The 25298-nt window shown below is 70.0% G+C and carries 20 protein-coding genes; 16 read left to right on the top strand and 4 right to left on the bottom strand.

The features are described 5' to 3' along the window. The first annotated feature begins 477 nt into the window (after positions 1–477). The 4 genes from treZ (at position 478) to VED21_RS04895 (ending at position 5837) form a co-directional block, all read left to right on the top strand. Complete coding sequence (gene treZ / locus VED21_RS04910) at positions 478–2430, top strand: malto-oligosyltrehalose trehalohydrolase (protein ID WP_324881201.1); 1953 nt, start codon at positions 478–480, stop codon at positions 2428–2430. Beyond that, a complete protein-coding gene (locus tag VED21_RS04905; RefSeq protein ID WP_324881200.1) occupies positions 2423–4510 on the top strand; it encodes an amylo-alpha-1,6-glucosidase in 2088 nt (695 codons plus the stop codon). Before treZ ends, VED21_RS04905 begins: the two co-directional genes overlap by 8 nt. Positions 4511–4975: 465 nt before the next feature. Beyond that, on the top strand, positions 4976–5314 hold the full coding sequence (locus tag VED21_RS04900; protein WP_324881199.1) for a hypothetical protein: 339 nt from the start codon (positions 4976–4978) through the stop codon (positions 5312–5314). Between the two features lie 154 nt (positions 5315–5468). Further along, entirely contained in the window at positions 5469–5837 is a 369-nt protein-coding gene (locus tag VED21_RS04895) for a hypothetical protein (protein WP_324881198.1), read from the top strand. Between the two features lie 21 nt (positions 5838–5858). On the opposite strand, the gene VED21_RS04890 is transcribed toward VED21_RS04895, so the two are convergent. Together VED21_RS04890 and VED21_RS04885 are read right to left on the bottom strand one after the other, a co-directional pair. Further along, on the bottom strand, positions 5859–7460 hold the full coding sequence (locus tag VED21_RS04890; RefSeq protein WP_324881197.1) for a polysaccharide deacetylase family protein: 1602 nt from the start codon (positions 7458–7460) through the stop codon (positions 5859–5861). Between the two features lie 253 nt (positions 7461–7713). Next, entirely contained in the window at positions 7714–7920 is a 207-nt protein-coding gene (locus VED21_RS04885) for a hypothetical protein (RefSeq protein ID WP_324881196.1), read from the bottom strand. Positions 7921–8075: 155 nt separating this feature from the next. Between VED21_RS04885 and VED21_RS04880 the strand changes: the two genes are divergently transcribed. The 4 genes from VED21_RS04880 (at position 8076) to VED21_RS04865 (ending at position 11426) form a co-directional block, all read left to right on the top strand. After that, entirely contained in the window at positions 8076–8462 is a 387-nt protein-coding gene (locus tag VED21_RS04880) for a DUF2934 domain-containing protein (protein ID WP_324881195.1), read from the top strand. A gap of 27 nt (positions 8463–8489) precedes the next feature. Next, positions 8490–9074, top strand: a complete 585-nt coding sequence (locus VED21_RS04875; protein WP_324881194.1) for an HPF/RaiA family ribosome-associated protein — start codon at positions 8490–8492, stop codon at positions 9072–9074. Between the two features lie 272 nt (positions 9075–9346). Further along, entirely contained in the window at positions 9347–9997 is a 651-nt protein-coding gene (locus VED21_RS04870; protein WP_324881193.1) for a chemotaxis protein CheX, read from the top strand. Further along, complete coding sequence (locus VED21_RS04865) at positions 9981–11426, top strand: PAS domain S-box protein (RefSeq protein ID WP_324881192.1); 1446 nt, start codon at positions 9981–9983, stop codon at positions 11424–11426. Before VED21_RS04870 ends, VED21_RS04865 begins: the two co-directional genes overlap by 17 nt. 403 nt (positions 11427–11829) lie before the next feature. Here VED21_RS04865 and VED21_RS04860 read toward each other — a convergent pair whose 3' ends face one another. Together VED21_RS04860 and VED21_RS04855 are read right to left on the bottom strand one after the other, a co-directional pair. Continuing rightward, a complete protein-coding gene (locus VED21_RS04860) occupies positions 11830–12441 on the bottom strand; it encodes an ABC transporter substrate-binding protein (protein WP_324881191.1) in 612 nt (203 codons plus the stop codon). A 92-nt stretch (positions 12442–12533) separates the two neighbouring features. Continuing rightward, a complete protein-coding gene (locus VED21_RS04855) occupies positions 12534–13298 on the bottom strand; it encodes a VacJ family lipoprotein (protein WP_324881190.1) in 765 nt (254 codons plus the stop codon). A gap of 382 nt (positions 13299–13680) precedes the next feature. Here VED21_RS04855 and VED21_RS04850 point away from each other — a divergent pair, with 382 nt between their 5' ends. The 8 genes from VED21_RS04850 to VED21_RS04815 all read left to right on the top strand — a co-directional run. Then, positions 13681–14658, top strand: coding sequence for a metalloregulator ArsR/SmtB family transcription factor (locus VED21_RS04850; RefSeq protein ID WP_324881189.1), 978 nt, complete (start codon positions 13681–13683; stop codon positions 14656–14658). Continuing rightward, positions 14655–15539 carry a methylenetetrahydrofolate reductase gene (gene metF, locus VED21_RS04845; RefSeq protein ID WP_324881188.1) on the top strand — a complete coding sequence of 295 codons (885 nt, stop codon included), beginning with the start codon at positions 14655–14657 and terminating at the stop codon, positions 15537–15539. The genes VED21_RS04850 and metF overlap by 4 nt, the downstream gene beginning before the upstream one ends. A gap of 60 nt (positions 15540–15599) precedes the next feature. Continuing rightward, positions 15600–19091: a methionine synthase gene (gene metH / locus VED21_RS04840; RefSeq protein WP_324881187.1), complete on the top strand. Its 3492-nt coding sequence runs from the start codon at positions 15600–15602 to the stop codon at positions 19089–19091. Positions 19092–19366: 275 nt separating this feature from the next. Then, on the top strand, positions 19367–21439 hold the full coding sequence (locus VED21_RS04835) for a methyl-accepting chemotaxis protein (protein WP_324881186.1): 2073 nt from the start codon (positions 19367–19369) through the stop codon (positions 21437–21439). A 222-nt stretch (positions 21440–21661) separates the two neighbouring features. Further along, complete coding sequence (locus tag VED21_RS04830; RefSeq protein WP_324881185.1) at positions 21662–22150, top strand: thioesterase family protein; 489 nt, start codon at positions 21662–21664, stop codon at positions 22148–22150. Positions 22151–22220: 70 nt separating this feature from the next. Further along, positions 22221–22718, top strand: coding sequence for a pentapeptide repeat-containing protein (locus VED21_RS04825; protein WP_324881184.1), 498 nt, complete (start codon positions 22221–22223; stop codon positions 22716–22718). Positions 22719–22820: 102 nt separating this feature from the next. After that, positions 22821–23858 (top strand): GGDEF domain-containing protein, encoded by a 1038-nt coding sequence (locus VED21_RS04820; protein WP_324881183.1) that lies wholly within the window; start codon positions 22821–22823, stop codon positions 23856–23858. A 364-nt stretch (positions 23859–24222) separates the two neighbouring features. Then, positions 24223–25298, top strand: a 1076-nt coding sequence (locus tag VED21_RS04815; protein WP_324881182.1) for a HAMP domain-containing protein, incomplete at its 3' end; no start/stop codon positions are given.

Genomic DNA, 25298 nt, shown 5'->3' with positions numbered 1-25298 from the left:
GGGTCGCGCGGATCGCGAACCTCTCGGAAAATCTCAATGAGCGACTGCATCGCGCGTCTCCTGAAGGAAAAGGCCACTTCGGTCTCTTCCTTCAGGTCAACAGGCGGAGAGCGCTTTACTCAGATGCGATAGCCCTCCCCGTCAAGGGGGAGGGGCTATGAGGAGCGCCTACCCCTTGCTTCTTCTGGGCCGCAGGCGAAAACCCAACGTGTTTGCGACGGGAAGGATGTTGGGTTTTCGCTGGCGCTCAACCCAACCTACAGAACCGCAGGCACACGTCGCCCATGATCCGGCCCATCATGCCTCCTCCGTAGGAATATTGTCAATTCGGCCGACCTTCGTCCGCGTCTGGAAGATTCTGGAAAGTCGGGTGTTCGTGGGGGACATGCCCTGGCCGACGGTGGGATCAATCCGCCGTGCCGTGTGTTGGTGGGGAACCGAATGGACATGCCATCCTGCCCGAGAGGCCTACCTCCCGTGACAAGTCAAGTTGCCCGTCCGCTCGGTGCGCCGACGCCCGCCGTCCCGCGCCGCTACCCGGTGGGGGTGGAGCCGCTGTCCGACGGCAGCGTCCACGTCCGGGTCTGGGCGCCGAAGTGCCGGACGGTCGCGGTGGTCTTCGAACCGGACGGACGCGCCGTCACGCTGAAGGCGGAGGACGGCGGCTATTTCTCGGCATCGGTCACGGACGTGCCGGTGGGCAGCCTGTATCGCTTCCGCCTGGACGGCGGCGGCACGCTATACCCGGACCCGGTCTCGCGCTTCCAGCCGGAGGGGCCGCACGGCCCGTCGCAGGTGGTGGACCCGTTCCGCTTCGACTGGACCGACCATGCGTGGAAGGGCCGGCCCATCGAGGGGCAGGTCATCTACGAGATGCACGTCGGCACCTTCACGAAGGAGGGCACGTGGGACGCGGCGGCGCGCGAACTGCCGCATCTGGCCGAGATCGGCGTGACGGTGCTGGAGGTGATGCCGGTGGCGGACTTTCCCGGCCGCTTCGGCTGGGGCTACGACGGGGTGAACCTGTTCGCGCCGACGCGGCTGTACGGCGGGCCGGACGACATGCGCCGCTTCGTCGACCGCGCGCACGCGCTGGGCATCGCGGTGATCCTGGATGTCGTCTACAACCACCTGGGGCCGGACGGCAACTACCTGACCTGCTTCTCCGACCGCTACTTCACCGACCGGTACAAGAACGAGTGGGGCGAGCCCATCAACTTCGACGGGCCGGACAGCGGCCCGGTGCGGGAGTTCTTCGTCGCCAACGCCGGCTTCTGGATCGACGAATACCACCTGGACGGCCTGCGCCTGGACGCCACGCAGCAGATCTTCGACGCCTCCCCCGTCAACGTGATGGCGGAGATGAGCCGGGCGGTGCGCGCCGCCGCGCGCGGCCGCGCCACCATCCTGGTCGGCGAGAACGAGCCGCAGCACTCCCGCCTGCTGCGCCCGTGCGAGGAGGGCGGCGGGGCCTGCGGGCTGGACGCGCTGTGGAACGACGACTTCCACCATTCCGCCATGGTGGCCCTGACGGGACGCAACGAGGCCTACTACACCGACTACCTGGGCACGCCGCAGGAGTTCGTGTCGGCCATGAAGTACGGCTTCCTCTACCAGGGGCAATGGTACCGCTGGCAGAAGCAGACGCGCGGCATGCCGGCCTTCGGCGTGAAGCCGCCAGCCTTCGTCACCTTTTTGCAGAATCACGACCAGATCGCCAATTCCGGCCGGGGGCTGCGCGTGCACGCGCTGACCTCGCCGGGGCGGTACCGGGCCTTCACGGCGCTGATGCTGCTGGGACCGGGCACGCCGATGCTGTTCCAGGGGCAGGAGTTCGCGGCCTCCGCGCCGTTCTTCTACTTCGCCGACCACAAGCCGGAGCTGGCCGAGCTGGTCGCCAAGGGGCGGGCCGAGTTCCTGGCGCAGTTTCCCTGCATCGCCACGCCGGCCATGCAGGCGCAGCTGGCGCTGCCGCACGACCCGGCGACCTTCGAGCGCTCCAAGCTCGACCACGCGGAGCGGGAGCGGCACGCCTGGGCGGTGGCGCTGCACCGCGACCTGCTGCGCCTGCGCCGCGAGGACCCGGTGTTCCGGGCGCAGCGGGCGGGCGGGCTGGACGGCGCGGTGCTGGCGGCGGAGGCGTTCGTCCTGCGCTTCTTCGGTGAGGAGGGCGACGATCGCCTGTTGATCGTCAATCTGGGGCGCGACCTGCCGCTGTCGCCGCTGCCGGAACCGCTGCTGGCCCCGCCCTTGGGGCAGGAGTGGCGGCTGACGTGGTCCAGCGAGGACGCGGCCTATGGCGGCAACGGAGCGCCGCCGCCGGACGCGCGGGGGGAGATGCTGATCCCCGGCCACGCCGCCATCGTGCTGAAGCCAAGCTTGCTGAAGCCAAGCCTGCTGGAGAGACAACCGGAGGAGAGCCATGGCTGAGATCGTCCGCACCCTCAGGCGCGACGTCCTCACCGAAACGCCGGATGCCGCGCTGGGGCGCGAATGGCTGGTCGCCAACGGGCTGGGCGGCTACGCCTCGTCCTCGGTCAGCGGCGCCGTCACACGGCGCTACCACGGCCTGTTGATCGCGGCGCTGCCGGCGCCGCTGGGGCGCGTGGTGATGCTGAGCCAGCTGAACGACGTGGTGATCCTGCCGGACGGGACCGAGCGGCGGCTGACCAGCCACGACCCCGGCCCCAACTCCCGCGCCGGCGACTGGCAGGGGCACGTGGCGGCGTTCCGGCTGGAGATGGGGCTGCCGGTCTGGCGGTACGAGCTGGACGGCATCGTCATCGAGAAGCAGATCGTGATGCCGCACCGGCAGAACATCGTGCACGTCACCTACCGCGTGGTGAAGGCGCCGCACCCGGTGACGCTGCGCCTGCGCCCGGTGCTGGCCTTCCGCACGCTGGAAGCGGCGGTCGACCAGCCGCTGGCGCGCGACTACCGCATGGTCGCCGAAGGGCACCAGTACGAGGTGTGGGCCGGCCCCGGCCTGCCGGTGCTGCGCATGGCGATCGAGGGGGCGACCATGCCGCTGACCCTGGACGGCGGCGCGCGGCGCGACGTGTTCTACAACGTGGAGGCGGAGCGCGGGTACGATTCGCGCGGCTCCCTGTGGACGCCGGGATTCTTCAGCGGGCCGCTGGGGCAGGGGCAGGCGATGACCTTCGTCGCCTCCACCGAATCCTGGCAGCGGATCGAGGCGCTGCCGCCGGCCGACGTGCTGAGGTTCGAGACGGAGCGGCGGCGGCGGCTGGTGCGCATGGCGGAGCCCTGCCTGCGCGAAGGGGCCATGGCGGAGCTGGTGCTGGCCGCCGACAGCTTCATCTTCGTGCCGGCCGGCCGCGTCGCCGACCAGATGCGCGCGCGGGCCGAGGGGGACGAGGTGCGCACGGTGATCGCCGGCTACCACTGGTTCACCGACTGGGGCCGCGACACCATGATCAGCCTGGAGGGGCTGACGCTGGCCACCGGCCGGCACGTGGAGGCGGGGTGGATCCTGCGCACCTTCGCGCACTACATCCGCCAGGGGCTGATCCCCAACATGTTCCCCGACGGCAAGGACGAGGGGCTGTACCACACCGCCGACGCCACGCTGTGGTTCTTCCACGCGCTGAACCGATACCTGAACGCCACGGACGACCGCGACACGCTGCGCATCATCCTGCCCAGGCTGGTGGAGGTGATCGACCACCACCGGCGCGGCACGCGCTTCGGCATCGGCATGGACCCGGCCGACGGGCTGCTGCGCCAGGGGGAGGAGGGCTACCAGCTCACCTGGATGGACGCCAAGGTGGAGGACTGGGTGGTCACCCCGCGCCGGGGCAAGGCGGTGGAGATCAACGCGCTGTGGTACAACGCGCTGTGCCTGACCGCCCGCTGGGTCGAGGAGGAGGAGGGCAGCCAGGCCGCCACCCCCTACCGCGACCTGGCGGCTAAGGCGCGGGATTCCTTCAACGCGCGCTTCTGGAACGAGGGGCGCGGCTGCCTGTACGACGTGGTGGACGGCGAGCAGGGCGACGATGACGCCATCCGCCCCAACCAGATATTCGCCGTGTCGCTGGACAACCCGGTGCTGGACCGGGCGCGCTGGGACGCCGTGGTCAACACGGTGCGCGAGCGGCTGCTGACGCCGGTTGGCCTGCGTTCGCTGGCGCCGGGGCACCGCGACTACAAGCCCAAGTACTTCGGCGACCTGCGGGCGCGCGACGCCGCCTATCACCAGGGCACGGTGTGGGGCTGGCTGATCGGGCCGCTGGTGGACGCCTGGCTGAAAGTGCACCCGGAGGACAAGGCGGGGGCGCGGCGGCTGCTGGAAGGGTACCTGCCGCACCTGGACGAGGCCGGCATCGGCACCATCAGCGAGGTCTTCGACGCCGAGCCGCCGTTCACCCCGCGCGGCTGCATCGCCCAGGCCTGGAGCGTGGCCGAGGTGGTGCGCTGCTGGGCCGCCACGGAGCCGGACGCGCCGCCGGATGCGGCCATGGGGAAGACGGTGGCGAAGGCGGCGGAGTAGGCGGCGGAGTGGGGGGCATAGTACCTCGCGGTCCAGACGGTTGGAGTTGTCAACAGGCGGCCCCCTGTGGCGAAAAGACCATGCGGGGCCGCTTTCGCCGTTACCCGATTGACACGGAATCCCGCGCCCGCACGGGCCTGCGGGCCCTACCCGTTGGAAATCAACGCTTTCGAGGAATGCCTGAAATTTAGGCATAGAGGGCGGCGCGCTTGGCTGGCCTGTGCCGAATCGGGGATGTCCAACAAATGCCAACAGACTTATCCACAGGAACTGTGGAGCGCTTGGGCTAACCCCCTGTGCGAAGGGTAGATGCCCATAGGTCGTGGACCGGCCTGACGGCGGTAGGCGGATCGGAGTCGATGCCCGGTGCCGATTCGCCGCTATATTCAGTTCACCAATCAATCGGAACGGACGGGCGGAACGGCCGGGCGGAACGGCCGGGGCCGGACGGTCCAGGAGGTGCCCATGCAGGATGTCTTCGGGATGTCTTGCCCGCCGCTGCGGAACGACGGGAACGCGCGGACCGGTGCCGAGGCCGTGCGGCGCGCCCCCGGCTATGTGGCGCCGGCCCTGGCGGCGATCTTCTTCGCCGCGTTCGCCCTGCACCTTCTGGTCGAGGTCGCCCGGCGCATCGACCCGGCCGATCCGGCGGGGCTGCTGTCGGTGGCCATGGGAGCGGCGGTGGTGATGGTGACGCTGGTTCCCTTCGCCGTGCTGTTCGCCGCCCGCGCCCGCGCCGCGTGGCGCCGGGTGGAGAGCCGGGCGGCGGCCGAGCGGCCCGGTTCGGCGCTGATCCCGCGCTGACGCCCGCGCTGGCGCCCGCCTGCGGCGTCGCGGCCGGCACGATTTGGTTGCGGTCCGGCCGTGCGGCGCGGTTAAATCGCCTCCTCAGCGATGGCGCGCCCGTTTCCTTCGGATTTGGGCGCGCCGACGTGCCGTTATCGGGGGTGGCGGGCCTATGGGCGTTCTGGATTTCCTGAAGATCACCATCTTCGACAAGAAGCCGAAGACGAAGCCGGGCGCCAAGCCGGCGACGAAGCGGGCGGCCAACGTCATCGAGGTGGACAGCAAGACCTTCCCGCTCGCCGCCATCACCACCAAGGGGTTCGTGGTGACGGGGTTCGACGATTCGCTGATCCGCGGCCAGAACGCGCGCATCACGGTGAAGGTCGACGACGCGTTCGCCAAGTTCAGCTTCGCCACCACCATCGCCGTCAACGAGGTGAAGGACGGCAAGATGGTCGGCGAATGGATGATGCTGGACCCGCAGCTGGAAACGCTGATCCGCAAGTACGGCCAGATCAAGAAGCAGAAATCCGGCGGGTGACCCCCGCCGGACGCTGGTCCGTCAGTGCGGGGCGCCCACCGGGGCGCCGGCGCTGACCACCGGCTCGGCCGCGTTGACCATCATCGGGGCGGCGAGGTTGCGCATCCGCTCGATCCACTCCGTCAGGGTCACGAACTGGCAGCCCTTGGCGCGCAGGTCGGCGATCACGCGCGGCAGCGCCGTGGCGGTGGACGGGTAGGTGGAGTGCATCAGCAGCACGCTGCCGGTGCCGGCCGCGGTCTTGACGTGCTGGACGATCTTGTCCGGGTCGCGCATCTGCCAGTCGCGCGTGTCGACGTTCCACAGCACCGGCGACATCTTCTCCTCGCGCGCGATGGCCAGCAGGTCCAGCGTGTAGCGGCCGTAGGGCGGGCGGAACAGCACGGGGTTGGCACCCATGGTGCGCAGGATGCGGTTGGCCTCGGCGATCTCGAAGCGCTGCGCCTCGGCCGGCAGGGGGCGCAGGTCGGCGTGCGTCTGGCTGTGGTTGCCGATCTCGTGGCCGGCGGCCACCCACTCCTTGATGATGTCGGGGTAGTGCGCGGCGACGCGCCCGACCGGGAAGTAGGTGGCGACGATCTTCTCCTGGTTCAGGATCTCCAGGATCTGGCGGGTCACCGTGCGGTGCGGGCCGTCGTCGAAGGTGATGGCGCAGAGGTTCCAGTTCTCGCGCTTCAGCACCGCCGGGGAGATGTCGATCTTGGTGTCCGGGATGATGGCGCCGAGCCGGCCGCGCACGCGCGCGCGCCCCTCGATCTCGCGCAGGACGCGGGCCTCCTCGTCGTTGTAGAGGAAGACGCCGTCGTGGCCGGGCATGCCGGCGTGCGTCGGCGCGCCGGGCGGCTTGGCCGCGGGTGCGGCGGGCGGCGGGGCGAACGGCGCGAATCGCAGCCCGCCCGCGGGCGTCGCCGTGGGCGTCGCCGCCGGGGCCGTGGCCGGCGCCGGCGGTGCCGCCATGGCGACGGTGATCGGGGCGGCCACGGGGGCGGCCACGGGCGCGGGCGCGGGGGGAGGCGGCGGGACGACGGCGGTGGTGATGGTCTTCACCGGCTCCCTCGCCGGCTCGGGCGCCTTCGGCGCGACCATCGCCACGGGAACGATGGCGGGCGGCGGCGCCACGGGAGCCGGAGCGGCGGCCTGCGCGGCCGGCGCCTGCGCCGGTGCCTGCGCCGGTCCCTGTGCCTCTGCGGGCTTCGTGGTCGGCTTGACCGTGGTGATGGTCGTCTCGGCGGTGCGGGCGGCGGGCGGCGTGGCGGGGCCCTGCTCGATCACCAGACAGCCGAAGCCGGCGCCGACGATGCGGCGGCACAGCGCGTTGCCGTCGGTGCCGGCCGCCGCCCTGGCGCGCAGCGCGACGCCGCCCGACGTGTTCACCACGTCGGCGGTCAGCCCGTTCACCAGTTCGGGCTTGCGGCGCTTCATGGTTTCCCAGGCCCACCGGGCCTCGCCTTCCTTGCCGTACAGGCCGAACTGCAGAACGGCACCGCCGCGCTGTTCGGCGGCACCGGCGGGGCTGCCGATGGCGAGGGCGGCGACGGCGGTCAGCGTCGCGGCGAAACGAACGAAGGTGCGGGGGAACGGGGTACGGGCGGGCGAAGCCGGGAAGAGCGGAGCGTGCGACAAGGGCGGCAACCTGTTTGACCCCGTTCCGACGGTCCGGCCGGGCGAGCTGGACCTGACGGCGGTTGAAACGCGATACCACCCATTTGTGACTAATTCAAATGGCGTGTCATGGGCGAACTTTCGGATGGGTACGCTTTTTCGGGGGTCGTTGCCGACAAGATACGGTCGCCGCGGCGGAGCCGGACGCAGGATGTGCCCCGCCCGCCGCCGAAGGCGGGGGCGATGCAGCGAAGGCGCGTGTTTCCACCGGGCGCTACAGGCGGCGGTATAGGGTGGCGTCGCCCAGCGCCGCGATGGCGATGGTCACCTTTTCGGTGGGTTCGTCCTCGACCTGCAGCCGGGCGTGCGGGGGCAGGCCCGGCCGGTTGATGTCCAGCGCCACCACGACGTACACGCGCGACGACTGGCCCGCCCGCGCGAAGCGGTCGCCGACGGCGATCGGTTTGTGTCTCCAGCTCATCTCGTCCGGCCCACCTGCCTGCCCGTTGCCGCACCACTGTGGCGGCGCTCACGCTGAGCGGCAACCGCGATTGTGGGGAACCAAGCGCGGGGACCTCCGGTTGTTCGGGCAGAATCAAGCTGGGGCAGAGTCAAACTGGGAAGGAGAGGAGCCGCATGGCCGAGGATCTGGAAGAACGCATCCGGCGGCGCGCCTATCAGATCTGGGAGCGGGAAGGCCGGCCGGAAGGCCGCGGCGAGGACCATTGGGCGCTCGCCAGGGAAGAGATCGCGATCGAGGACAACTACGCCGGCACGCTGCGCCCCAACCCCAGCCACGGCCCCGACGACACGGCCGAGCACACCGAGCCGGTCGAGCCGGTGCTGAGCATGGCGAACCAGGGCGAGATGCCCGGCCTGGCCGACCAGGGCGAGGAGTTCCAGATCCCCGGCGCCGGCGACCGCGCCCCCTGGCCGGAGACGGCCGGCGCCGAGGCCGGGGCCGGCGGCGGGGCCGGGCGCACGCCCCCCGGCCGCAAGCCGCGCCGCCGCGCCGGAGCGTGAGAGCCGCCAGCCGACTTGAGGAGCATCATGAACACCAACCTGGAAATCGCCTTCCACAACATGGATCCGTCGGAAGAGCTGGAAGGCTATATCCGCGAGCGGGCGGAGAAGCTGGAGCGGATGTACGACCGGCTGGTCGGCATCCGCGTGGCGCTGGAACACCAGCACCGCCAGCACAAGACCGGCAACGTCGTCGACGTGCACATCGAGCTGATGGTGCCGGGCAACGACATCGTCGTCAGCCGCCAGCCCAAGAAGGCCAAGGAGAAGTACGCCAACCCCGACGCCCGCACGTCGATCCGCGACGCCTTCGAGGCGGCCGAGCGCCAGCTGGTCGAGTACAAGCAGAAGCAGCGCGGCGACGTGAAGGCCCGCGACGCGGAGGAGCCCGGCCGCGTGTCGCAGCTCTACCCGGCCGAGGACCACGGCTTCATCATGACCAGCACGGGCACGCAGCTGTACTTCCACCGCAACTCCTGCCTCAACGTGACGCTGGAGGAACTGCAGTCGGGCGACCCGGTGAAGTACGTCGAGACGGTCGGCGACACCGGCCCCACCGCGTCCAAGGTGTGGCGGGCGTCGGGCTCCGACACGGAGCTGGCGCGGGCCTGACCGCCGCCCCATTCCCCGCCCGCACGGGCGGACCCGAGTCGCGACGGCACGCGCGGCGCCCGGAAACGGCGCCGCGCGTGCCGCAGTCTTGTGCGGGCCTGCCCGGATGGCCATCTCACGGATCTGGCGAACGGGCTCTGGCGAACGGCCTGTCCGAAGGGCCTACCCGTCCCTGACTTGACCGCGCGGACGCCGGGTGGTCAATCTTGACCTCATTGCAGACTATTGAGCGCCGTGCCGGCCGCACGGGTGGCGTTCCTGGAGTCCAAGGGATGATCGACCTTGACGAGTTGGAGCGGGACGCGCTCACCGAGCTGCTCAACATGGGGGTGGGGCGTGCCGCCACGTACCTGAGCCGCATGGTGTCCGACCAGGTGTCGCTGTCGGTGCCCGCGGTGAGCATCGTCGCGCGCGAGGCGGCGCTGCAGGCGCTGACGCGCAGCGAGCCGTCGCCCTTCGTCGCCGTCAGCCAGAACTTCCAGGGGCGCTTCTCGGGGCGGGCGCTGCTGATCTTCCCCGAGGTCAACTCGCTGGAGCTGGTGCGCGCCGCCGTCGGCGCCGGATACAGCCTGGAGGAGATCGTCGACCTGGAGCAGGAGGCGCTGACCGAGATGGGCAACGTCATCCTCAACGGCTGCCTGTCGGTGATCGCCAACTCGCTGAAGGAGACGCTGAACATCTCGCTGCCCAACCTGCTGCGCGGCGACGGGCGCACGGTGCTTTACGGCGCCGAGGAAACCGAGACGGTGTCGGGCGACGAACTGGTGCTGCTGCTCTACATCGACTTCTCGATCCGCAGCCGCAACATCCGCGGCTACATCGCCCTGCTGATGGACCTGCCGTCGCTGACCAACCTGAGAGAGCTGATCCACCGATTCATCAACGACATCGCCGCGGAGGCCGAACGTGGCGGGCGCACCTGACGCATCCACCTCCGGCGCGCCGGCCCCCGACGCGCCCGCCGACGTTCTGACCGGCGTGCTCGACGCGCTGGACGAAGGCGTCGTCCTGCTCGACGCCCAGGGGCGCGTGCGGCTGTGGAACGCCTGGATGGAGCGCGCCACCCTGTGCGCCGCGGGCGACCTGCTGGGCCGCGAGCTGATGGCCGTGTTCCCCGACCTGCGCGGCTCGCGCCTCGACGCCGCGATCGAGGATGCGCTGACGACCGGCGCCCCCGCCGTGCTGTCGCACACGCTGAACCGCCTGCCCTTCGTGCTGCGCCGGCCGGACGGCCGGCCGGTGGTGCACAACACCACGGTGCGCCGCATCGCCGTCAGGGACGAGCCGTTCTGCGCCATCCAGATCACCGACGTGACGTTGCAGGTGGAGCGCGAGCGCTACCTGCGCGAACGGCGCGAGGCGCGCTACCGCGCCGTCGTCGACACCGCGCAGGACGCCATCGTCACCACCGACGCCGCCGGCACCATCCAATGGCTGAACCGCGCGGCCGAGCGGCAGTTCGGCTATGGCGCCGACGCGGCGGTGGGACTGCCCATCGCCACCGTGCTGGGCGAGGGTGCGGCGCGCTGGCTGGAGCCGGCCGGGACCGGGCCGGACAGCGCCGGACCGTTCGAGGTGACCGGGCGCCGCCGGGACGGCGGACCGGTGGAGCTGGAGATGTCGGTCGCCCGCTGGACGGCGGAAGGCTCCAACGTCTTCATCACCGGCATCCTGCGCGACATCACCGAGCGCATGCGCGTGCGGGCGGAGCTGCAGCGGGCGCTGGACCAGAAGAGTCTGCTGCTGCGCGAGGTGAACCACCGCGTGAAGAACAGCCTGCACCTCGTGTCCAGCCTGCTGTCGCTGCAGCTGCGCGGCGTGACGGAGGAGCGGCTGCGCCATCATTTCCGCGACGCCATCAGCCGCATCCACGCCATCGCCCAGGTGCACGCGCGCCTGTACCAGACCGAGCGGTTCGAGACGGTGGAACTGGCGACCTACCTGCACGCGCTGGCCGACGACCTGCTCGCCGCGTCGGGCGGGGCAACGGCGTGCGACCTGCGCATCGACGCGGAGGAGGTCGAACTGCCCATCGACCAGGCGATCCCGCTGAGCCTCGTCGCCAACGAGCTGATCACCAACGCCATCAAGCACGGTGCCGGCGGGCAGGTGCGGATCGACGTCACGCTGCGGCGGGTCGGCCGCGACCTGGAATTCGCGGTGACCGACGATGGTCCGGGCCTGCCCGCCGACTTCGACCCGGACCGGGCGAAGAGCCTGGGCCTGCGCATCGTCACCACCCTGACGCGGCAGATCGGCGGCACGCTGCACATGGACCCGACCCCGCGCGGCGCCCGCTTCCGCATCGCCGTCCCGCTGACCGAGGAGCACGCCGAGGTGACGGCGGGGTAAAATCCCCTCTCCCGCAAGGCCACGTGATGCACACATCGGTGGAGGCTGAAAAGCCCTTCTCCCCTCGCTCTCGCCGGATCTTCGATCCGGCTGCCGCGACAGGCGGATGCCTCTAGCATCCGCTGAAAGCGGGAGAAGGGTTGGGATGAGGGGTCATTACCGCCGGAAGGCGGGAAAAGAGTCTTGTTCTCCGGCCTGCCGGCCGTAACCACCCTCACCCCAACCCCTCTCCCCTCAAGGGAGAGGGGCTTTTTCCTTTGCCATATCAGTACGTTACCGTCCGCTGGACGATGTGTGCATCATGTAGCCCCGCAAGGGGGGAGGGGCTTTCGAAGACGCAACGAAAAAGGGGCCGCCCGGTGGGCAGCCCCTTTTTCCATGTCCGGAAACCGGATGGCCGGCGTCAGGAAACCCGCTCGCGCAGGGCCTTCAGCAGGCCGTTGATGTTGCCGCCGTTCGATTCGATGACCGACGCGAACTCCTGGCGCTGGGTGACGCCCATGCTCACGCCCTCGACGCTGACGTCGATGATCTTGTGGGCGGCGTCCTTCTTGCGCACGCGCCAGTCGACGGCGATGGGCGGACCGCTGGGGCGGACGATCTGCGTGGTCACCGCGGTGTCGCTCTCGCCCACCTGCTTGGTGCCGGTGATGCGGAACGTCTCGCCCGAATACTCGATGAAGCGGTTCGCGTAGGTCTGCACGATCAGCTGCTCGAACAGCTTCTCGTACTCCTTCTGCTGCTCGGGCGTGGCTTGGTTCCAGTACTTGCCCAGCACCCAGCGGCTGATGTAGGGCACGTCGAAGCCCTGGTACAGCAGGTCGCGGAAGCGGGCCAGCGCCTGCGGGCGGGCCAGATCCTTGCGGGCGAAGGTGTTGATCGCCTCGTTGCCGAGCGTGTTGATGAAGTCGGCTGCGCCCTTGTCGGTGATCGACTGGGCGAAGGCGGCGGGTACGGCCCGGCTGCCAACCGCGAGCAGGGCCGCACAGGTGAGGAGGAGGCGACGGTTCAGCATGGCTCAGGTCAAAGTGGCTGCGGGCGATTGCTTGTCAATGCCCGCGAAGAGGGTTCTCGATCGGATAGAGCCTGCGCTCAGCGCTTTTGCGATCAGCGCTTCGGGGCCGCCGGATCGGCCGGGAAGTCCGGCTGCTCCGCCGGGGTGCCCTTGCCGTCGTTGATCTCGACTTGACGGCGCTGGCGGTACAGGCTGCGCAGCGAGGCGTAGGGGTCGACCGAGTTGCGGCGGATGTCGTCGATGGTGCCCAGGTACTGCGAGCGGGTGTCGATGGTGGTGGCACCGGCGCGCCCGTACAGCGCGCCCTTGGCACCGCCGGCGTTGGCGGCGATGCGCACCGGGTCGGCCACCGTGTCGACGGCGAGGCCGGTGGCGTCGCGCAGGCCCGACGGACCCAGCAGCGGCAGCACGAGGTACGGGCCGTCGCCCAGGCCCCACACGGCGAGCGTCTGGCCGAAGTCTTCCGATTCGTACGGGATCCTGGCGGCCGTGGCGACGTCGGCGATGCCGCCGGCACCCAGGATGGTGTTGGTCAGGAAGCGACCGGTCGCGTCGATCGCGCCCTGGCCGTCGCCCTGCAGCAGCTGGTTGGCGATGACCAGCGGCATCGTCAGGTTGACGAGGAAGTTGTGCACGACCTCGCGGATCGGGTCGGGCACGGTGTTGACGTACACCTCCGTCGCCGGGCGGACCAGCAGGATGTCCGTGCCTTCGTTGAAGCCCCAGATGGCGCGGTTGACCGGCTCGATCGGGTCGTTCGCCGAATCGCCGGACGGGGTCGCGCAGGCGGCGGTGGCGAGGATCAGGGCCGTCGCGGCGGTGCGCAGGAGGGAGCGGGAAAGGCTGGCCAGCGTCATGGCGGAACGGCTTCGTCGTGGTTCACGGGGGCGGTTCGCCCCCCGGTCCTTCGCGGTGCACGCACCGGGGAACGGGAGGGGCAGTGGATCTCCACCGGCGGGAACCGGCAAAAACTCTGCCATTCCGTCCACTAACACAGGCGCCGCCTTTTGACCAGCGTGTGACAAGCGGTGGCCCGCGCAATCCTAAACGGTGTGGTAAGGATGCCGACGTGTACGCACGAACGCGCGCCGCGCCGGGAGAGCGCGTTGGGGGGAGGCGGGACGGATGCAGCGGAATTCGGTTTACGCTGCATAAAGATATCTTTATATCTGTATCCAAGGTCGGCGGGGCGATGGGCGCCGCGCGGCCGAGGCGTGGCGAACGGGTGGACGGCGGGCGATGGACGACCTGCTTGCGACATTGAAGGCGGCGGCGGAGACCACCCGGCTCCGGCTGCTGGCGCTGTGCGCCCACGGCGAGCTGACGGTGAGCGAGCTGACGCAGATCCTTGGCCAGAGCCAGCCGCGCGTGTCGCGCCATCTCAAGCTGCTGTGCGACGCCTGCCTGCTCGACCGCTTCCGCGAGGGCACCTTCGCCTTCTACCGGCTGGCCGAGAAGGGGCCGTCGGCGGAACTGGCGCGCGTGCTGGTGGACGCCATTCCCGGCGACGACCCGACGCTGGCGCTGGACCTGGAGCGGCTGGAGGCGATCAAGCGCGCCCGGTCCGAGGCCGCGTCCTCCTATTTCCGCGAGAACGCCGGGCGCTGGCATGAGATCCGCTCCCTCCACGTGCCCGAGCGCGAGGTGGAGGAGGCGCTGGTCCGCCTGCTGCCGGATGGCGACCTGGGCGACCTGCTGGACGTCGGCACCGGCACCGGGCGCATGCTGGAGGTGCTGGGGCCGCGCGCGCGGCGCGCCGTGGGCGTCGACCAGTCGCGCGAGATGCTGGCCATCGCCCGCGCCAACCTGGAGGCGGCGGGCCTGCGCCATTGCCACGTGCGGCAGGCCGACATGTACCAGCTGCCGTTCCCGTCCGGCTCCTTCGACGCGGCGGTCATCCATCAGGTGCTGCATTTCGCCGAGGACCCGGCCGACGTGCTGGGCGAGGCGGCGCGCGTGCTGCGCCCCGGCGGGCGGCTGCTGGTCGTCGACTTCGCGCCGCACGGGCTGGAGGCGCTGCGCAGCGAGCACGCCCACCGCCGCCTGGGCTTCGCCGACGGCGAGATCACGCTGTGGTGCCGTCAGGCCGGGCTCGACTGCCGCGACGTCGTGCACCTGCCGGGCGACCCGCTCACCGTTTCCATCTGGCCGGCGACCCGCCTTGCGGGACGCGCGGCCTCCCCATCCGTCCTCTCCAGCACCGGAGCCACACCATGACCACCGGCCCGTCGGTCAGCTTCGAGTTCTTCCCGCCCAAGACGGAGAAGATGGAGCAGAGCCTCTGGCAGGCGATCCAGCGCCTCGCCCCGCTCGCCCCCGCCTTCGTGTCGGTGACCTACGGGGCCGGCGGCTCGACGCGCGAGCGCACGCACAACACCGTGTGCCGCATCCAGCGCGAGACCGGCATCCAGGCCGCCGCGCACCTGACCTGCGTGGGCGCCACCCGCGCGGAGATCGACGCCATCGCCCGCACCTACTGGGACGCCGGCATCCGCCACATCGTGGCGCTGCGCGGCGACCCGCCGGAGAGCGAGGGCGGGGCGGGTGCCGTCTACGTGCCGCACCCCGGCGGCTATTCCTACGCCGTGGACCTCGTGGAGGGGCTGCGCAAGGTCGCCGATTTCGAGATTTCGGTGGCCGCCTATCCGGAGGCGCACCCGGAGGCGCCCAGCGCGCAGTTCGACCTGGACAATTTGAAGCGCAAGGTGGACGCGGGCGCCACCCGCGCCATCAGCCAGTTCTTCTTCGACAACGCCGCCTTCCTGCGCTTCCGCGACCGCTGTGCGGCGGCCGGCATCGCCGTGCCGATCGTGCCGGGCATCCTGCCCATCACCAACTTCGCCCGCGCGGTGGAGTTCGCCGGCAAGTGCGGCGCCGCCATCCCGCAGGCGTTCATCGACGCCTTCGACGGGCTGGACGACGACCCGGAGACCCGCCAGCTGGTCGCCGCCACCATGGCGGCCGAGCAGTGCAAGGACCTGCAGGCGCACGGGGTGGAGCAGTTCCACTTCTACACGCTGAACCGCGCCGAGCTGACGGTCGCCATCTGCCGCATGCTGGGCGTGAGGGCCAAGGCCCCGGTGCAGGCGGCGGACTGACGCCGCTTTCTTTCATCCTGCCGAACAACCCCGCCGAACAACCCCCGACCGAGCCGTACGATGCCCCACATCCTCGACCTTCTGCGTGACCGCGTTCTCCTGTGCGACGGCGGGTTCGGCAGCCGCATCCAGGCGCTCGACCTCGACGTCGAGAAAGACTACTGGGGGCACGAGAACTGCACCGACATCCTGCCGCTGTCCCGGCCGGACATCGTCCGCGAGATCCACCGCGGCTATTTCGAAGCTGGCGCCGACATGGTGGAGACCGACACCTTCGGCGCCTCGCCCGTCACGCTGGGCGAGTTCGGGCTGTCGGACAAGGCGTTCGAGATCAACGTGCGCGCGGTCGAATTGGCGCGCGAGGCGGCGGAGACGTTCACGGACGGGCGCGCGCGCTTCGTCCTCGGCTCCATCGGGCCGGGCACCAAGCTGCCCAGCCTGGGCCACATCGCGTACCCGGAGCTGGAGGAGAGCTTCCGCGTCCAGGCGGCCGGGCAGATCGCCGGCGGCTGCGACGCCATCCTGATCGAGACCTGCCAGGACCCGCTGCAGATCAAGGCGGCCGTCAACGGCGTCAAGCGCGCGCGCAAGGAGGCGGGGACCGACACGCCGGTCTTCGTGCAGGTCACCGTTGAGACCACCGGCACGCTGCTGGTCGGCACCGACATCGCGGCGGCGGCCACCATCATCCAGGCCCTCGACGTGCCGCTGATCGGCCTCAATTGCGCCACCGGCCCCATGGAGATGGGCGAGCACGTGCGCTGGCTGGCGCAGAACTGGCCGGGCCTGATCTCCGTGCAGCCGAACGCCGGCCTGCCGGAGCTGGTGGACGGCAAGACGCACTACCCGCTGGCGGCCGGCGACTTCGCGCACTGGCTGGAGCGCTTCGTCACCGACGACGGCGTCAACCTGGTGGGCGGCTGCTGCGGCACCAACGTGCCGCACATCGCGGCGGCCGACGCCATGCTGCGCAAGCTGGCCCCGGCCGGCGGCCACCGCCCGGCGCCCAAGGGGCGCACGGTGCACTGGATCCCCGCCGCCGCCTCGCTGTACTCCCAGGTCACGCTGCGCCAGGAGAACGCCTTCTTCGCCATCGGCGAGCGCTGCAACGCCAACGGTTCCAAGAAGTGGCGCGAGCTGCAGGAGAAGGACGACTGGGACGGCTGCGTCGAGATGGCGCGCGAGCAGGTGAAGGAGGGCAGCCACGCGCTGGACGTCTGCACCGCCTTCGTCGGCCGCGACGAATCGGCGGAGATGCAGGCGGTGGTGCAGCGCTTCGTCGGCTCCGTCACCGCCCCGCTGGTCATCGATTCCACCGAATACCCGGTGCTGGAGAAGGCCTTGCAGCTCTACGGCGGCAAGGCGATCATCAACTCCATCAACTTCGAGGACGGCGAGGAGCCGGCCAGGAAGCGCCTGGAACTGGCCAAGACGTTCGGCGCGGCGGTGATCGCGCTGACCATCGACGAGGAGGGCATGGCGAAGACGGCCGAGCGCAAGCTTGAAGTCGCCAAGCGCCTCTACGACATGGCGGTGGGTGAGTACGGGCTGAACCCGGCCGACCTGCTGTTCGATCCCCTCACCTTCACCATCGCGACGGGCAACGAGGACGACCGCAAGCTCGCCATCTGGACGCTGGACGGCATCGAGGCGATCGCGAAGGCGATGCCGGAGTGCCAGATCATCCTCGGCCTCTCCAACGTCTCGTTCGGCCTGAACGCGGCGGCGCGGCACGTGCTGAACTCGGTCTTCCTGGACCACGCGGTGAAGCGCGGCATGACCGGCGCCATCGTGCACGTGTCCAAGATCATGCCGCTGCACCTGATCCCCGAGCAGGAGGTGAAGACCGCCGAGGACCTGATCTTCGACCGCCGGGCGGAAGGATACGACCCGCTCCAGGCCTTCATCGCCCTGTTCGAGGGCCGCAAGGCCGCCGACGCCAAGAAGAAGGCGCGTCCGGAGACCATCGAGGAGTGCCTGAAGCAGCGCATCATCGACGGCGACCGCACCGGCCTTGAGGACGACCTGCGCAAGGCGCTGGAAAAGTACGCGCCGCTGGACATCATCAACACCTTCCTCCTGGACGGCATGAAGGTGGTGGGCGAGCTGTTCGGCGCCGGCAAGATGCAGCTGCCCTTCGTGCTCCAGTCGGCCGAGACCATGAAGGCGGCGGTGGCCTTCCTGGAACCGCTGATGGAGAAGGTGGAGGGGCAGCAGAAGGGCACGATGGTCCTCGCCACCGTGAAGGGCGACGTGCACGACATCGGCAAGAACCTCGTCGACATCATCCTCACCAACAACGGCTACAAGGTCGTTAACCTGGGCATCAAGCAGCCGGTCGGCGCCATCATCCAGGCCGCGAAGGAGCACAAGGCCGACGCGGTGGGCATGTCCGGCCTGCTGGTGAAGTCCACCGTCGTCATGCGCGAGAACCTGGAGGAGATGACGCGCGAGGGGCTGGAGGTGCCCGTCCTGCTGGGCGGTGCCGCGCTGACGCGGACTTATGTTGAGGAGGACTGCGCCGCCTCCTACGGCTCCGGCCGCGTCGCCTACGCCGGTGACGCGTTCGACGGGCTGACGCTGATGGACCAAGTGGTGTCCGGCACCTTCGACAACCAGCTGGCGATCCAGCGCGTGAAGCGCCAGGGCCGCCCGGTGAACCGCCGCCGCACGCTGGGCCGTGCCACGGACGCCGCCACCGATCCGGTGGACAAGGACGTGGTGCGCGCCCGCCGCGCCCGCCTGGGCGAGGGCGTGGCCGTGCCGGCACCGCCGTTCTGGGGGCCGAGGGTGCTGGAATACGTGCCGCTGAAGACGCTGGTCACATACCTGAACGAGCGCATGGTCTACCAGCTGCACTGGGGCTACCGGAAGGACGGCCGCACGCTGGGCGAGTTCATGGAGTGGTCGAAGAAGGAGCTGCGCCCCATCCTCGACCGCCTGCTGGCCCAATGCGCCAAGGAGGAGATCCTGCGCCCGCAGGCCGTCTACGGCTATTGGAAGGCGGCGGCGGACGGCAACGACCTGATCCTGTTCGAGGAGGACGGCCGCACCGAGGCCGCGCGCTTCACCCTGCCGCGTCAGGCCAAGGAGGACGGCGAGTGCATCGCCGACTTCTTCCGCGACGTGAACGACGCGGAACGCGACGTGATCGGCCTGCAGGTCGTCACCATGGGCCAGCACGCGTCGGAAGTGGCGCGCCAGTGGTTCGAGGAGAACCGCTACCAGGACTACCTGTACCTGCACGGCATCTCGGTGGAGATGGCCGAGGCGATGGCCGAGTACGTGCACGCCCGCATCCGCGCCGAGCTGGGCTTCGGCGCCGAGGACGCGCGCGACAAGGACAAGCTGCTCCAGCAGGGCTACCACGGCTCCCGCTACAGCTTCGGCTATCCGGCCTGCCCGAACCTGGAGGATCAGGCGGCGCTGCTGCGCCTGCTGGACGCCGGCCGCATCGGCGTGTCGCTGACCGACGAGCACCAGCTTGACCCGGAGCAGAGCACGTCGGCCATCGTCGTGCACCACCCGCGGGCGAAGTACTTCAGCGTGTGATGGGCATGCCTCCGCCGCCGTGTTCTAGTGGCGGTGGAGGCATCCCATGGCCGTGGTCGACGAGGTCGCCTCCTGGCTTGCCGAGATCGAGGCGGCGCGGGACGAGGTGGTGCGGTTCCTCGGCCTGGGCTGATGCCCACCGCGCACGCATTTGCTTAACGTTTGCACATCGGCCTTAAGACGTTTTCAAGCTTGTCGTATTACAAATGTCAGCCTGACCAGCAAGGTGCGGGGTGGCTTTGCGCGCCCGCGCGGGTCCCATGTGGAGACAGGCGATGAATGCGATTCTCGGGGTGGCGGAGCGGCTGCTCGGCCGGGTCAAGGTGTCGCACAAGCTGGCCTTGGCGCTGCTGCCGCCCATCGTCGGGCTGCTGATCCTGTCCGTGCGCGTGGTCTGGCCGCAGGTCGAGGTGGGCCGCGAGGCGGAGCGCATGAAGGACATGACGCGCGCCACCATCACCATGACCGCGCTGGTCCACGAACTCCAGAAGGAGCGCGGGCTGTCGTCCAACTTCCTGGCCGGCGGCGGGGCCGCCGCCGACGCCGAGCGGCTGGAAAAGCAGCGCGCCAAGTCCGCCGAACAGGCCGAGGCGCTGCACGGGGTGTTTCGCGCGCTGTCCGGCGACCAGCGGCTGCAGGCGCTGGCGGCCGAGGCGCAGACGGCGGTGGGCGGCGTGACGGCGCTGCGCGATCAGGTCACGGGGTTGCGGATCAAGCCGCTGGAGGCCGTGCAGCGCTACACCGCGCAGATCCGCCTGATCTTGGACGCCGCCGCGCGCGTGCCGACGCTGGCGACGCGCCCCGATCAGGCGGCGGCGGCCGGGACCCTGCTGGCGCTGACCGAGGCCAAGGAACGGCTGGGCCAGCAGCGCGCCACGGGGGCGGCCGGCTTCCGCTCCGGCAAGTTCACGCCCGACGTGCACGAGCGCTTCGTCCTGCTGACCGGCGAGTACGAGGCGCTGATGACCGCGCTGAAGTCGCGCGTCACGGCCGAGCAGGCGCGCATCCTGGCGGACACGGTGTCGGGTGCCGCCGTGGACGAGGTGCGCCGCATGCGCGCGGTCGGCACGGCCGGCGGCTATGGCGGCGAACTGGCCGGCATCACCGGGCCGCTGTGGTTCGACACCATCACCAAGCAGATCGACCTGCTGCGCGTGGTGGAGGAACGCTTCGCGGGCGACCTTCTCGCCCTGGCGGACGCGGAGCGGGCGCGCGCCACCACCGAGTTCCAACTGGTGCTGGCCGGCGTGATCCTGCTGTTCGTCGTGCTGACCGTGTGGGCGGTGGTCGTGGCGCGCAGCATCACCCGGCCGCTGGGCGGGCTGAAGGCGTCGCTGGAGCGGCTGGACCGTGGCGAGCGCGCCTTCGACGTCGGCGGCACCGACCGGCTGGACGAGATCGGCGCCATGGCGCGCGCGGTGGAGAAGTGCCGCGACGGGCTGGCGAACGCCGACACCCTCGCCGCCGAGCAGCACAAGGCGCAGGAGGCGCGGCTGAAGCGCGCGGGCGAGCTGGAGCGCATCGTCGACGCCTTCGACCGAGAGATCGAGCGCATCGCCGCGCAGCTGGCCGGCGAGGCCGGCGGGCTGAAGAGCAACGCCGAGACCCTGACCGCCATCGCCCGCACCACCAGCGAGCAGGTGGTGGCCGTCGCCGCCGCGTCCGAGGAGGCGTCGGGCAACGTGCAGGCGGTCGCCACCGCGGCGGAGGAGCTGTCGGGCTCCATCGCCGAGATCGGCCGGCAGATGACGCTCTCCTCCACCCGCGCCGAGGCGGCGGTGAAGGAGGTGGAGCAGGCGACCGAGACGATTGCCGGCCTGGACGCCGCCGCCAAGCGGGTGGGGGAGATCGTTCACCTGATCCAGGACATCGCCAGCCAGACGAACCTGCTGGCGCTGAACGCCACCATCGAAGCGGCGCGGGCCGGCGAGGCCGGCAAGGGCTTCGCGGTCGTGGCGAGCGAGGTGAAGAACCTCGCCAACCAGACGGCGAAGGCGACCGAGGACATCACCGCCTACGTCGGCGAGATCCAGGGCGCCACGCGGCAGGCGGTGCACGCGATCGCCGGGGTGGGGCGCGGGGTGCAGGAGATCGAGGCGACCATCGCCGCCACCGCCGACGCGGTCGACCAGCAGAACGCCGCCACCGGCGAGATCAGCCGCAACGTCCAGCAGGCCGCCAGCGGCACGCAGGAGGTGTCGCAGAGTGCCGCATCCGTCGGCACCCGCTCGGCCGAGACCGGCGCCATGGCGCAGAACGTCTTGAGCGCCGCCGACGGCCTGTCGGCCCATGCCGAGCACCTGCGCCGGCAGGTCGGCAGCTTCATCGCGCAGGTGAAGGCGGTGTGAGGCCGCGCGGCGCGGGCGTCGAGGAAAAGAAGGGGACACGGATGGACACGGATGCCGGCGGGGCCGGCCACGGATGAACACGGATGATTTTTCTATCCGTGTCCATCCGTGCGAAATCCGTGTGCATCCGTGTCTCAAAGCCCGCCTCCCGGCACGCACGGTCGGTCGGCGGACGGAATGTCTGGCTTCCCAACGGCGCCGGGCTTCCGTATCGTAGGGGGCATGACGAACGCCGCCCCCCTTGAGTTGCACCGCGACACGGTCCGCCCGGAGTGGATCGACTACAACGGCCACATGAACGTGGCCTACTACCTGCTGGCCTTCGACCACGCCACCGACGCCGTGTTCGATCACTTCGGCATCGGCAAATCCTATGTGGAGGCGGAGTCCCGCTCGCTGTTCGTGGTCGAGGCGCATCTGACCTACGCGCGGGAGGTTACGGCGGGCGATCCGCTGCGCTTCGCCTCGCGCGTCCTGGCGGTGGACGACAAGCGGCTGCACCTGTTCCACGAGATGTTCCACGCCGAGGACGGGTTCCTCGCCGCCACGGCCGAGTTCATGCTGGTGCACGTCGACCTCGCCGACCGTCGCAGCGCGCCGTTCCCAGCGGCGGTGCGGGCGGCGCTGGACGCCACGGCGGCGGCGCACGCGGCGCTGCCGCGGCCGCCGCAGGCGGGGCGGGCGGTGGGCGCGCGCCGGCCCTCCGCCTGAAACGGGTTTCGTCCAAGGCGAACGGCTTTTGCGTTTGGCAATCGGCGGGCGGTGCCCTATCTGTGAGCGGATGAAGACGACACCGTTCGCCGCCTTCGCCCTGCTGCTCGTGCTGGCCGCGTCTCCGGCGGCGGCGGAATGCGCCGACCCGCCGCAGCCCAAGGTCAACTGGCGGCGCTGCTATTTCGACGGGCGCGAGTTGACCGGCGCCAACCTCACCGAAGCCGAACTGCGCGACGCCACCTTCGCACGGGCGACGCTGAAGGACGTTGCCTTCACCAAGTCCGACGCCTACCGCGCCAAGTTCAACAGCGCAACCATGGCGGGGGCCAGGTTGGACGGCGCGCGGCTGATCGAGGCGGACTTCACCCGCGCCGACCTGACCGGCGCCTCGTTCCGCGAGGCGGACCTGCGCAACGCCAAGCTGGTCAGCGCCAACCTGAAGAAGGCCGACTTCACCGGCGCCCACCTGACCGGCGCCGATTTCCGCCACGCCGACCTGTCGGGCGCCACCTGGATCGACGGCAAGCGGGTGTGCGGCGAAAGCTCGATAGGCCAGTGCAATTGAGGACGGGCAATTGACATAAGTGCGACCGATTGCCCGGTGCGCAAAGGACTCTTGCCGCACGCCGGATTGCCTGGATAGGGTGCCCGAAGGCGGGCGGCAGGGGTGACGGTTTTGGCCTACAGCGACGATTTCGAGCGGGCGAGCGAGCTGGCACGGCGCGCCATGGAGCGCATGCTGACCGAGGAGCTGCCGCCCAACCCGGAGAACTTCACGCTCTGGTACGCCTACCACAGCGGGTCGCTGCCGGACCTGACGCGCGCCATCGACATCGCGTTGCGCGACAGCGGCGCGCTGACCCAGTCGCACTGCGACGAGTTGTTCAAGCGCTTCTTCACGCTGGACGCCGAGGCGCAGGCCATCCGCGAGACCAGCGAGCGGGCCCGCTCCGCGCTCGCCAAGATCCTGGAAATGCTGAACGCCGTCGGCACCGAGACCAACCGCTACGGCAACGCGCTGGCCGGCTTCCAGGGGGAGCTGGAGCAGCCCATGTCCATGGGCGACCTGCGCGCCATGGTGGCCGCCATCGCCGCCGAGACGACGGCCATCGTCGAACGGCAGACGCGGCTGCAATCCCAGCTGCTGGACTCCAGCCAGCAGCTGGCCGAGATGCGCGTCAGCCTGGACACCGCGCGGCGCGAGGCGATGACCGACGGGCTGACCGGCATCGCCAACCGCAAGGCCTTCGACCTGACGCTGAACGAGGCGTCGCAGGAATCGGCGCGCGAAAACCTGCCGCTGACGCTGCTGATGGTCGACATCGACCATTTCAAGACGTTCAACGACACGCACGGGCATCTGGTGGGCGACCACGTGCTGCGCCTCGTCGCCAAGGTTCTGACCGAGTGCATCAAGGGCCGCGACACGGCGGCCCGCTACGGCGGCGAGGAGTTCGCGATCATCCTGCCGCACACGGCGCTGGACAACGCCGCCAAGCTGGCCGAGCAGATCCGCGTCACGGTGGGCTCGCGGGCGATCGTCAACAAGACGCGCAACGCCTCCTACGGCACGGTGACGCTGTCGATCGGCGCCGCCCAGTACCGCGCGGGCGAGCCGCTGGCCGACCTCATCCGCCGCGCCGACGCCGCCCTCTACACCGCCAAGCGGACGGGACGGAACAAGGTGTGCGTCGAGGCCGAGTAAGGATTTGGCGGCCTTATCGATCAAAGAAGTAATCTTTGGTCGAGGCCGGTGAATTTATGTTGCCGCCCCCAGCAAGATTGTAATGTAGCTGCATGTAAAGCGGCTGTCCAGATTTGCAAGCTTGCTATTGTCAATCATTTGTTTGCTATGGCGTTGTCGAGCGATGGCGTTGCCATTGCATGATTCTACCTGGTTCAATTGTAACAAATTGGTACTGGCGGACGAATCCGCTTGCGCAGCTGAAGATGCCGACTTTAACTCATACCCCGGTATGCAAGGGGGCTTGCGGGTCGCCTGGGACGCCCACGGGGCATGGGGCCGAACGGCCTCCGATCCCCGGCGACGCCGGCAACAGGGGGTGAGGATGTTCGCTAATATCAAGGTCGGCGCGAAGGTCGCCGCAGGCTTTGCCGTCGTCGTGGTACTGCTCGCCGTGCTGGGCGGCGTATCCTGGCAGGGGGCTGCCGGCTCGAAGGAGCATCTGGATGAGTTCGCCAGCCAGTCGGCCATCGCCGAGCTGATGTCCCGCGCGGACGCCACGGTGCTGCAGGCCCGCATGGCGGCGCTGCGCTTCACCTACACCGCCAACGAGGCGGAGGTGAAGGTGGTGCGGGAACGGATCGAGCAGGCGCGCCAGGAACTGCTGGAGGTCCGCAAGCTGATCGTCGACGACGAAGGGCGCCGCCCCGTCGACGACGTGCTCTCGACCCTTCAGGACTACGTGGCGGCCTTCGACACCATGGCCAAGGACCGCGTGAAGCGCGAGACCCTGACCAACACCATCCTGTTCGAGGCCGGCTCGAAGCTGCGCGGCATCCTGCTGGAGATCCGCCAGGGCGAGGAGCAGGCGGGGAACCTGCCGGCGGTGGTGGCGTACGGGCGCGTCGCCGAATCCGTGTGGACGTCGCGCATGCTGGTGTCGCGCATCCTGGCCGGCGACAAGCAGTACGGCTTCGACACCGTCCAGAAGAACCTCGCCACGGCGCAGCAGGCCATCGACGAGGCGTCGTCGCTGACCCTGCCGCCGGAGCAGATGGAGCGCCGGGCCGCCGCCGTGGCGCTGCTGCGCACCTTCACCGACGGCCTGCGCGGGCTGGAGGAGAGCTTCGCGGCCGTGGAGCGGATCCGCGACGCCACGCTGGGTCCGCTGGGCAGCAAGGCGACGGCGAAGATGAAGGTGGTCCGCGACGCGGCCACCGCCCTGCAGGCCGACCTGCGCATCAAGGCGACGAGCGCCGCGGACAGCGCCGAGACGGCGGCGGAGGTGCTGACGCCGGTGGCCGTCGTGCTGGCGATCCTGCTCGCCTGGGTGATCGGCCGCGGCATTTCGCGGCCCATCGTGGCGATGACCGGGGCCATGGACCGGCTGGCCCAGGGCGACACCGCCGTGGAGGTGCCGGCGGCCGGCCGCAAGGACGAGATCGGCCGCATGGCCGCCGC

This window comes from Azospirillum sp. (assembly GCF_035627195.1).
In the GTDB taxonomy this organism is placed as follows: domain Bacteria; phylum Pseudomonadota; class Alphaproteobacteria; order Azospirillales; family Azospirillaceae; genus Azospirillum.
The sequence above is the reverse complement of the archived record's forward strand: the minus strand, read 5'-3'. Positions and strand labels throughout refer to the sequence as shown.

Bases quoted from the DNA above. Each gene is read 5' to 3' on its own strand.
- VED21_RS04860 (WP_324881191.1), bottom strand. From the start codon at position 12,441: ATGCTGAACCGTCGCCTCCTCCTCACCTGTGCGGCCCTGCTCGCGGTT.
- VED21_RS04880 (WP_324881195.1), top strand. From the start codon at position 8,076: ATGGCCGAGGATCTGGAAGAACGCATCCGGCGGCGCGCCTATCAGATC.
- metF (WP_324881188.1), top strand. From the start codon at position 14,655: ATGACCACCGGCCCGTCGGTCAGCTTCGAGTTCTTCCCGCCCAAGACG.
- VED21_RS04825 (WP_324881184.1), top strand. From the start codon at position 22,221: ATGAAGACGACACCGTTCGCCGCCTTCGCCCTGCTGCTCGTGCTGGCC.
- VED21_RS04855 (WP_324881190.1), bottom strand. From the start codon at position 13,298: ATGACGCTGGCCAGCCTTTCCCGCTCCCTCCTGCGCACCGCCGCGACG.
- VED21_RS04900 (WP_324881199.1), top strand. From the start codon at position 4,976: ATGCAGGATGTCTTCGGGATGTCTTGCCCGCCGCTGCGGAACGACGGG.
- VED21_RS04870 (WP_324881193.1), top strand. From the start codon at position 9,347: ATGATCGACCTTGACGAGTTGGAGCGGGACGCGCTCACCGAGCTGCTC.
- metH (WP_324881187.1), top strand. From the start codon at position 15,600: ATGCCCCACATCCTCGACCTTCTGCGTGACCGCGTTCTCCTGTGCGAC.
- VED21_RS04835 (WP_324881186.1), top strand. From the start codon at position 19,367: ATGAATGCGATTCTCGGGGTGGCGGAGCGGCTGCTCGGCCGGGTCAAG.
- VED21_RS04905 (WP_324881200.1), top strand. From the start codon at position 2,423: ATGGCTGAGATCGTCCGCACCCTCAGGCGCGACGTCCTCACCGAAACG.
- VED21_RS04885 (WP_324881196.1), bottom strand. From the start codon at position 7,920: ATGAGCTGGAGACACAAACCGATCGCCGTCGGCGACCGCTTCGCGCGG.
- VED21_RS04830 (WP_324881185.1), top strand. From the start codon at position 21,662: ATGACGAACGCCGCCCCCCTTGAGTTGCACCGCGACACGGTCCGCCCG.
- VED21_RS04850 (WP_324881189.1), top strand. From the start codon at position 13,681: ATGGACGACCTGCTTGCGACATTGAAGGCGGCGGCGGAGACCACCCGG.
- VED21_RS04875 (WP_324881194.1), top strand. From the start codon at position 8,490: ATGAACACCAACCTGGAAATCGCCTTCCACAACATGGATCCGTCGGAA.
- VED21_RS04895 (WP_324881198.1), top strand. From the start codon at position 5,469: ATGGGCGTTCTGGATTTCCTGAAGATCACCATCTTCGACAAGAAGCCG.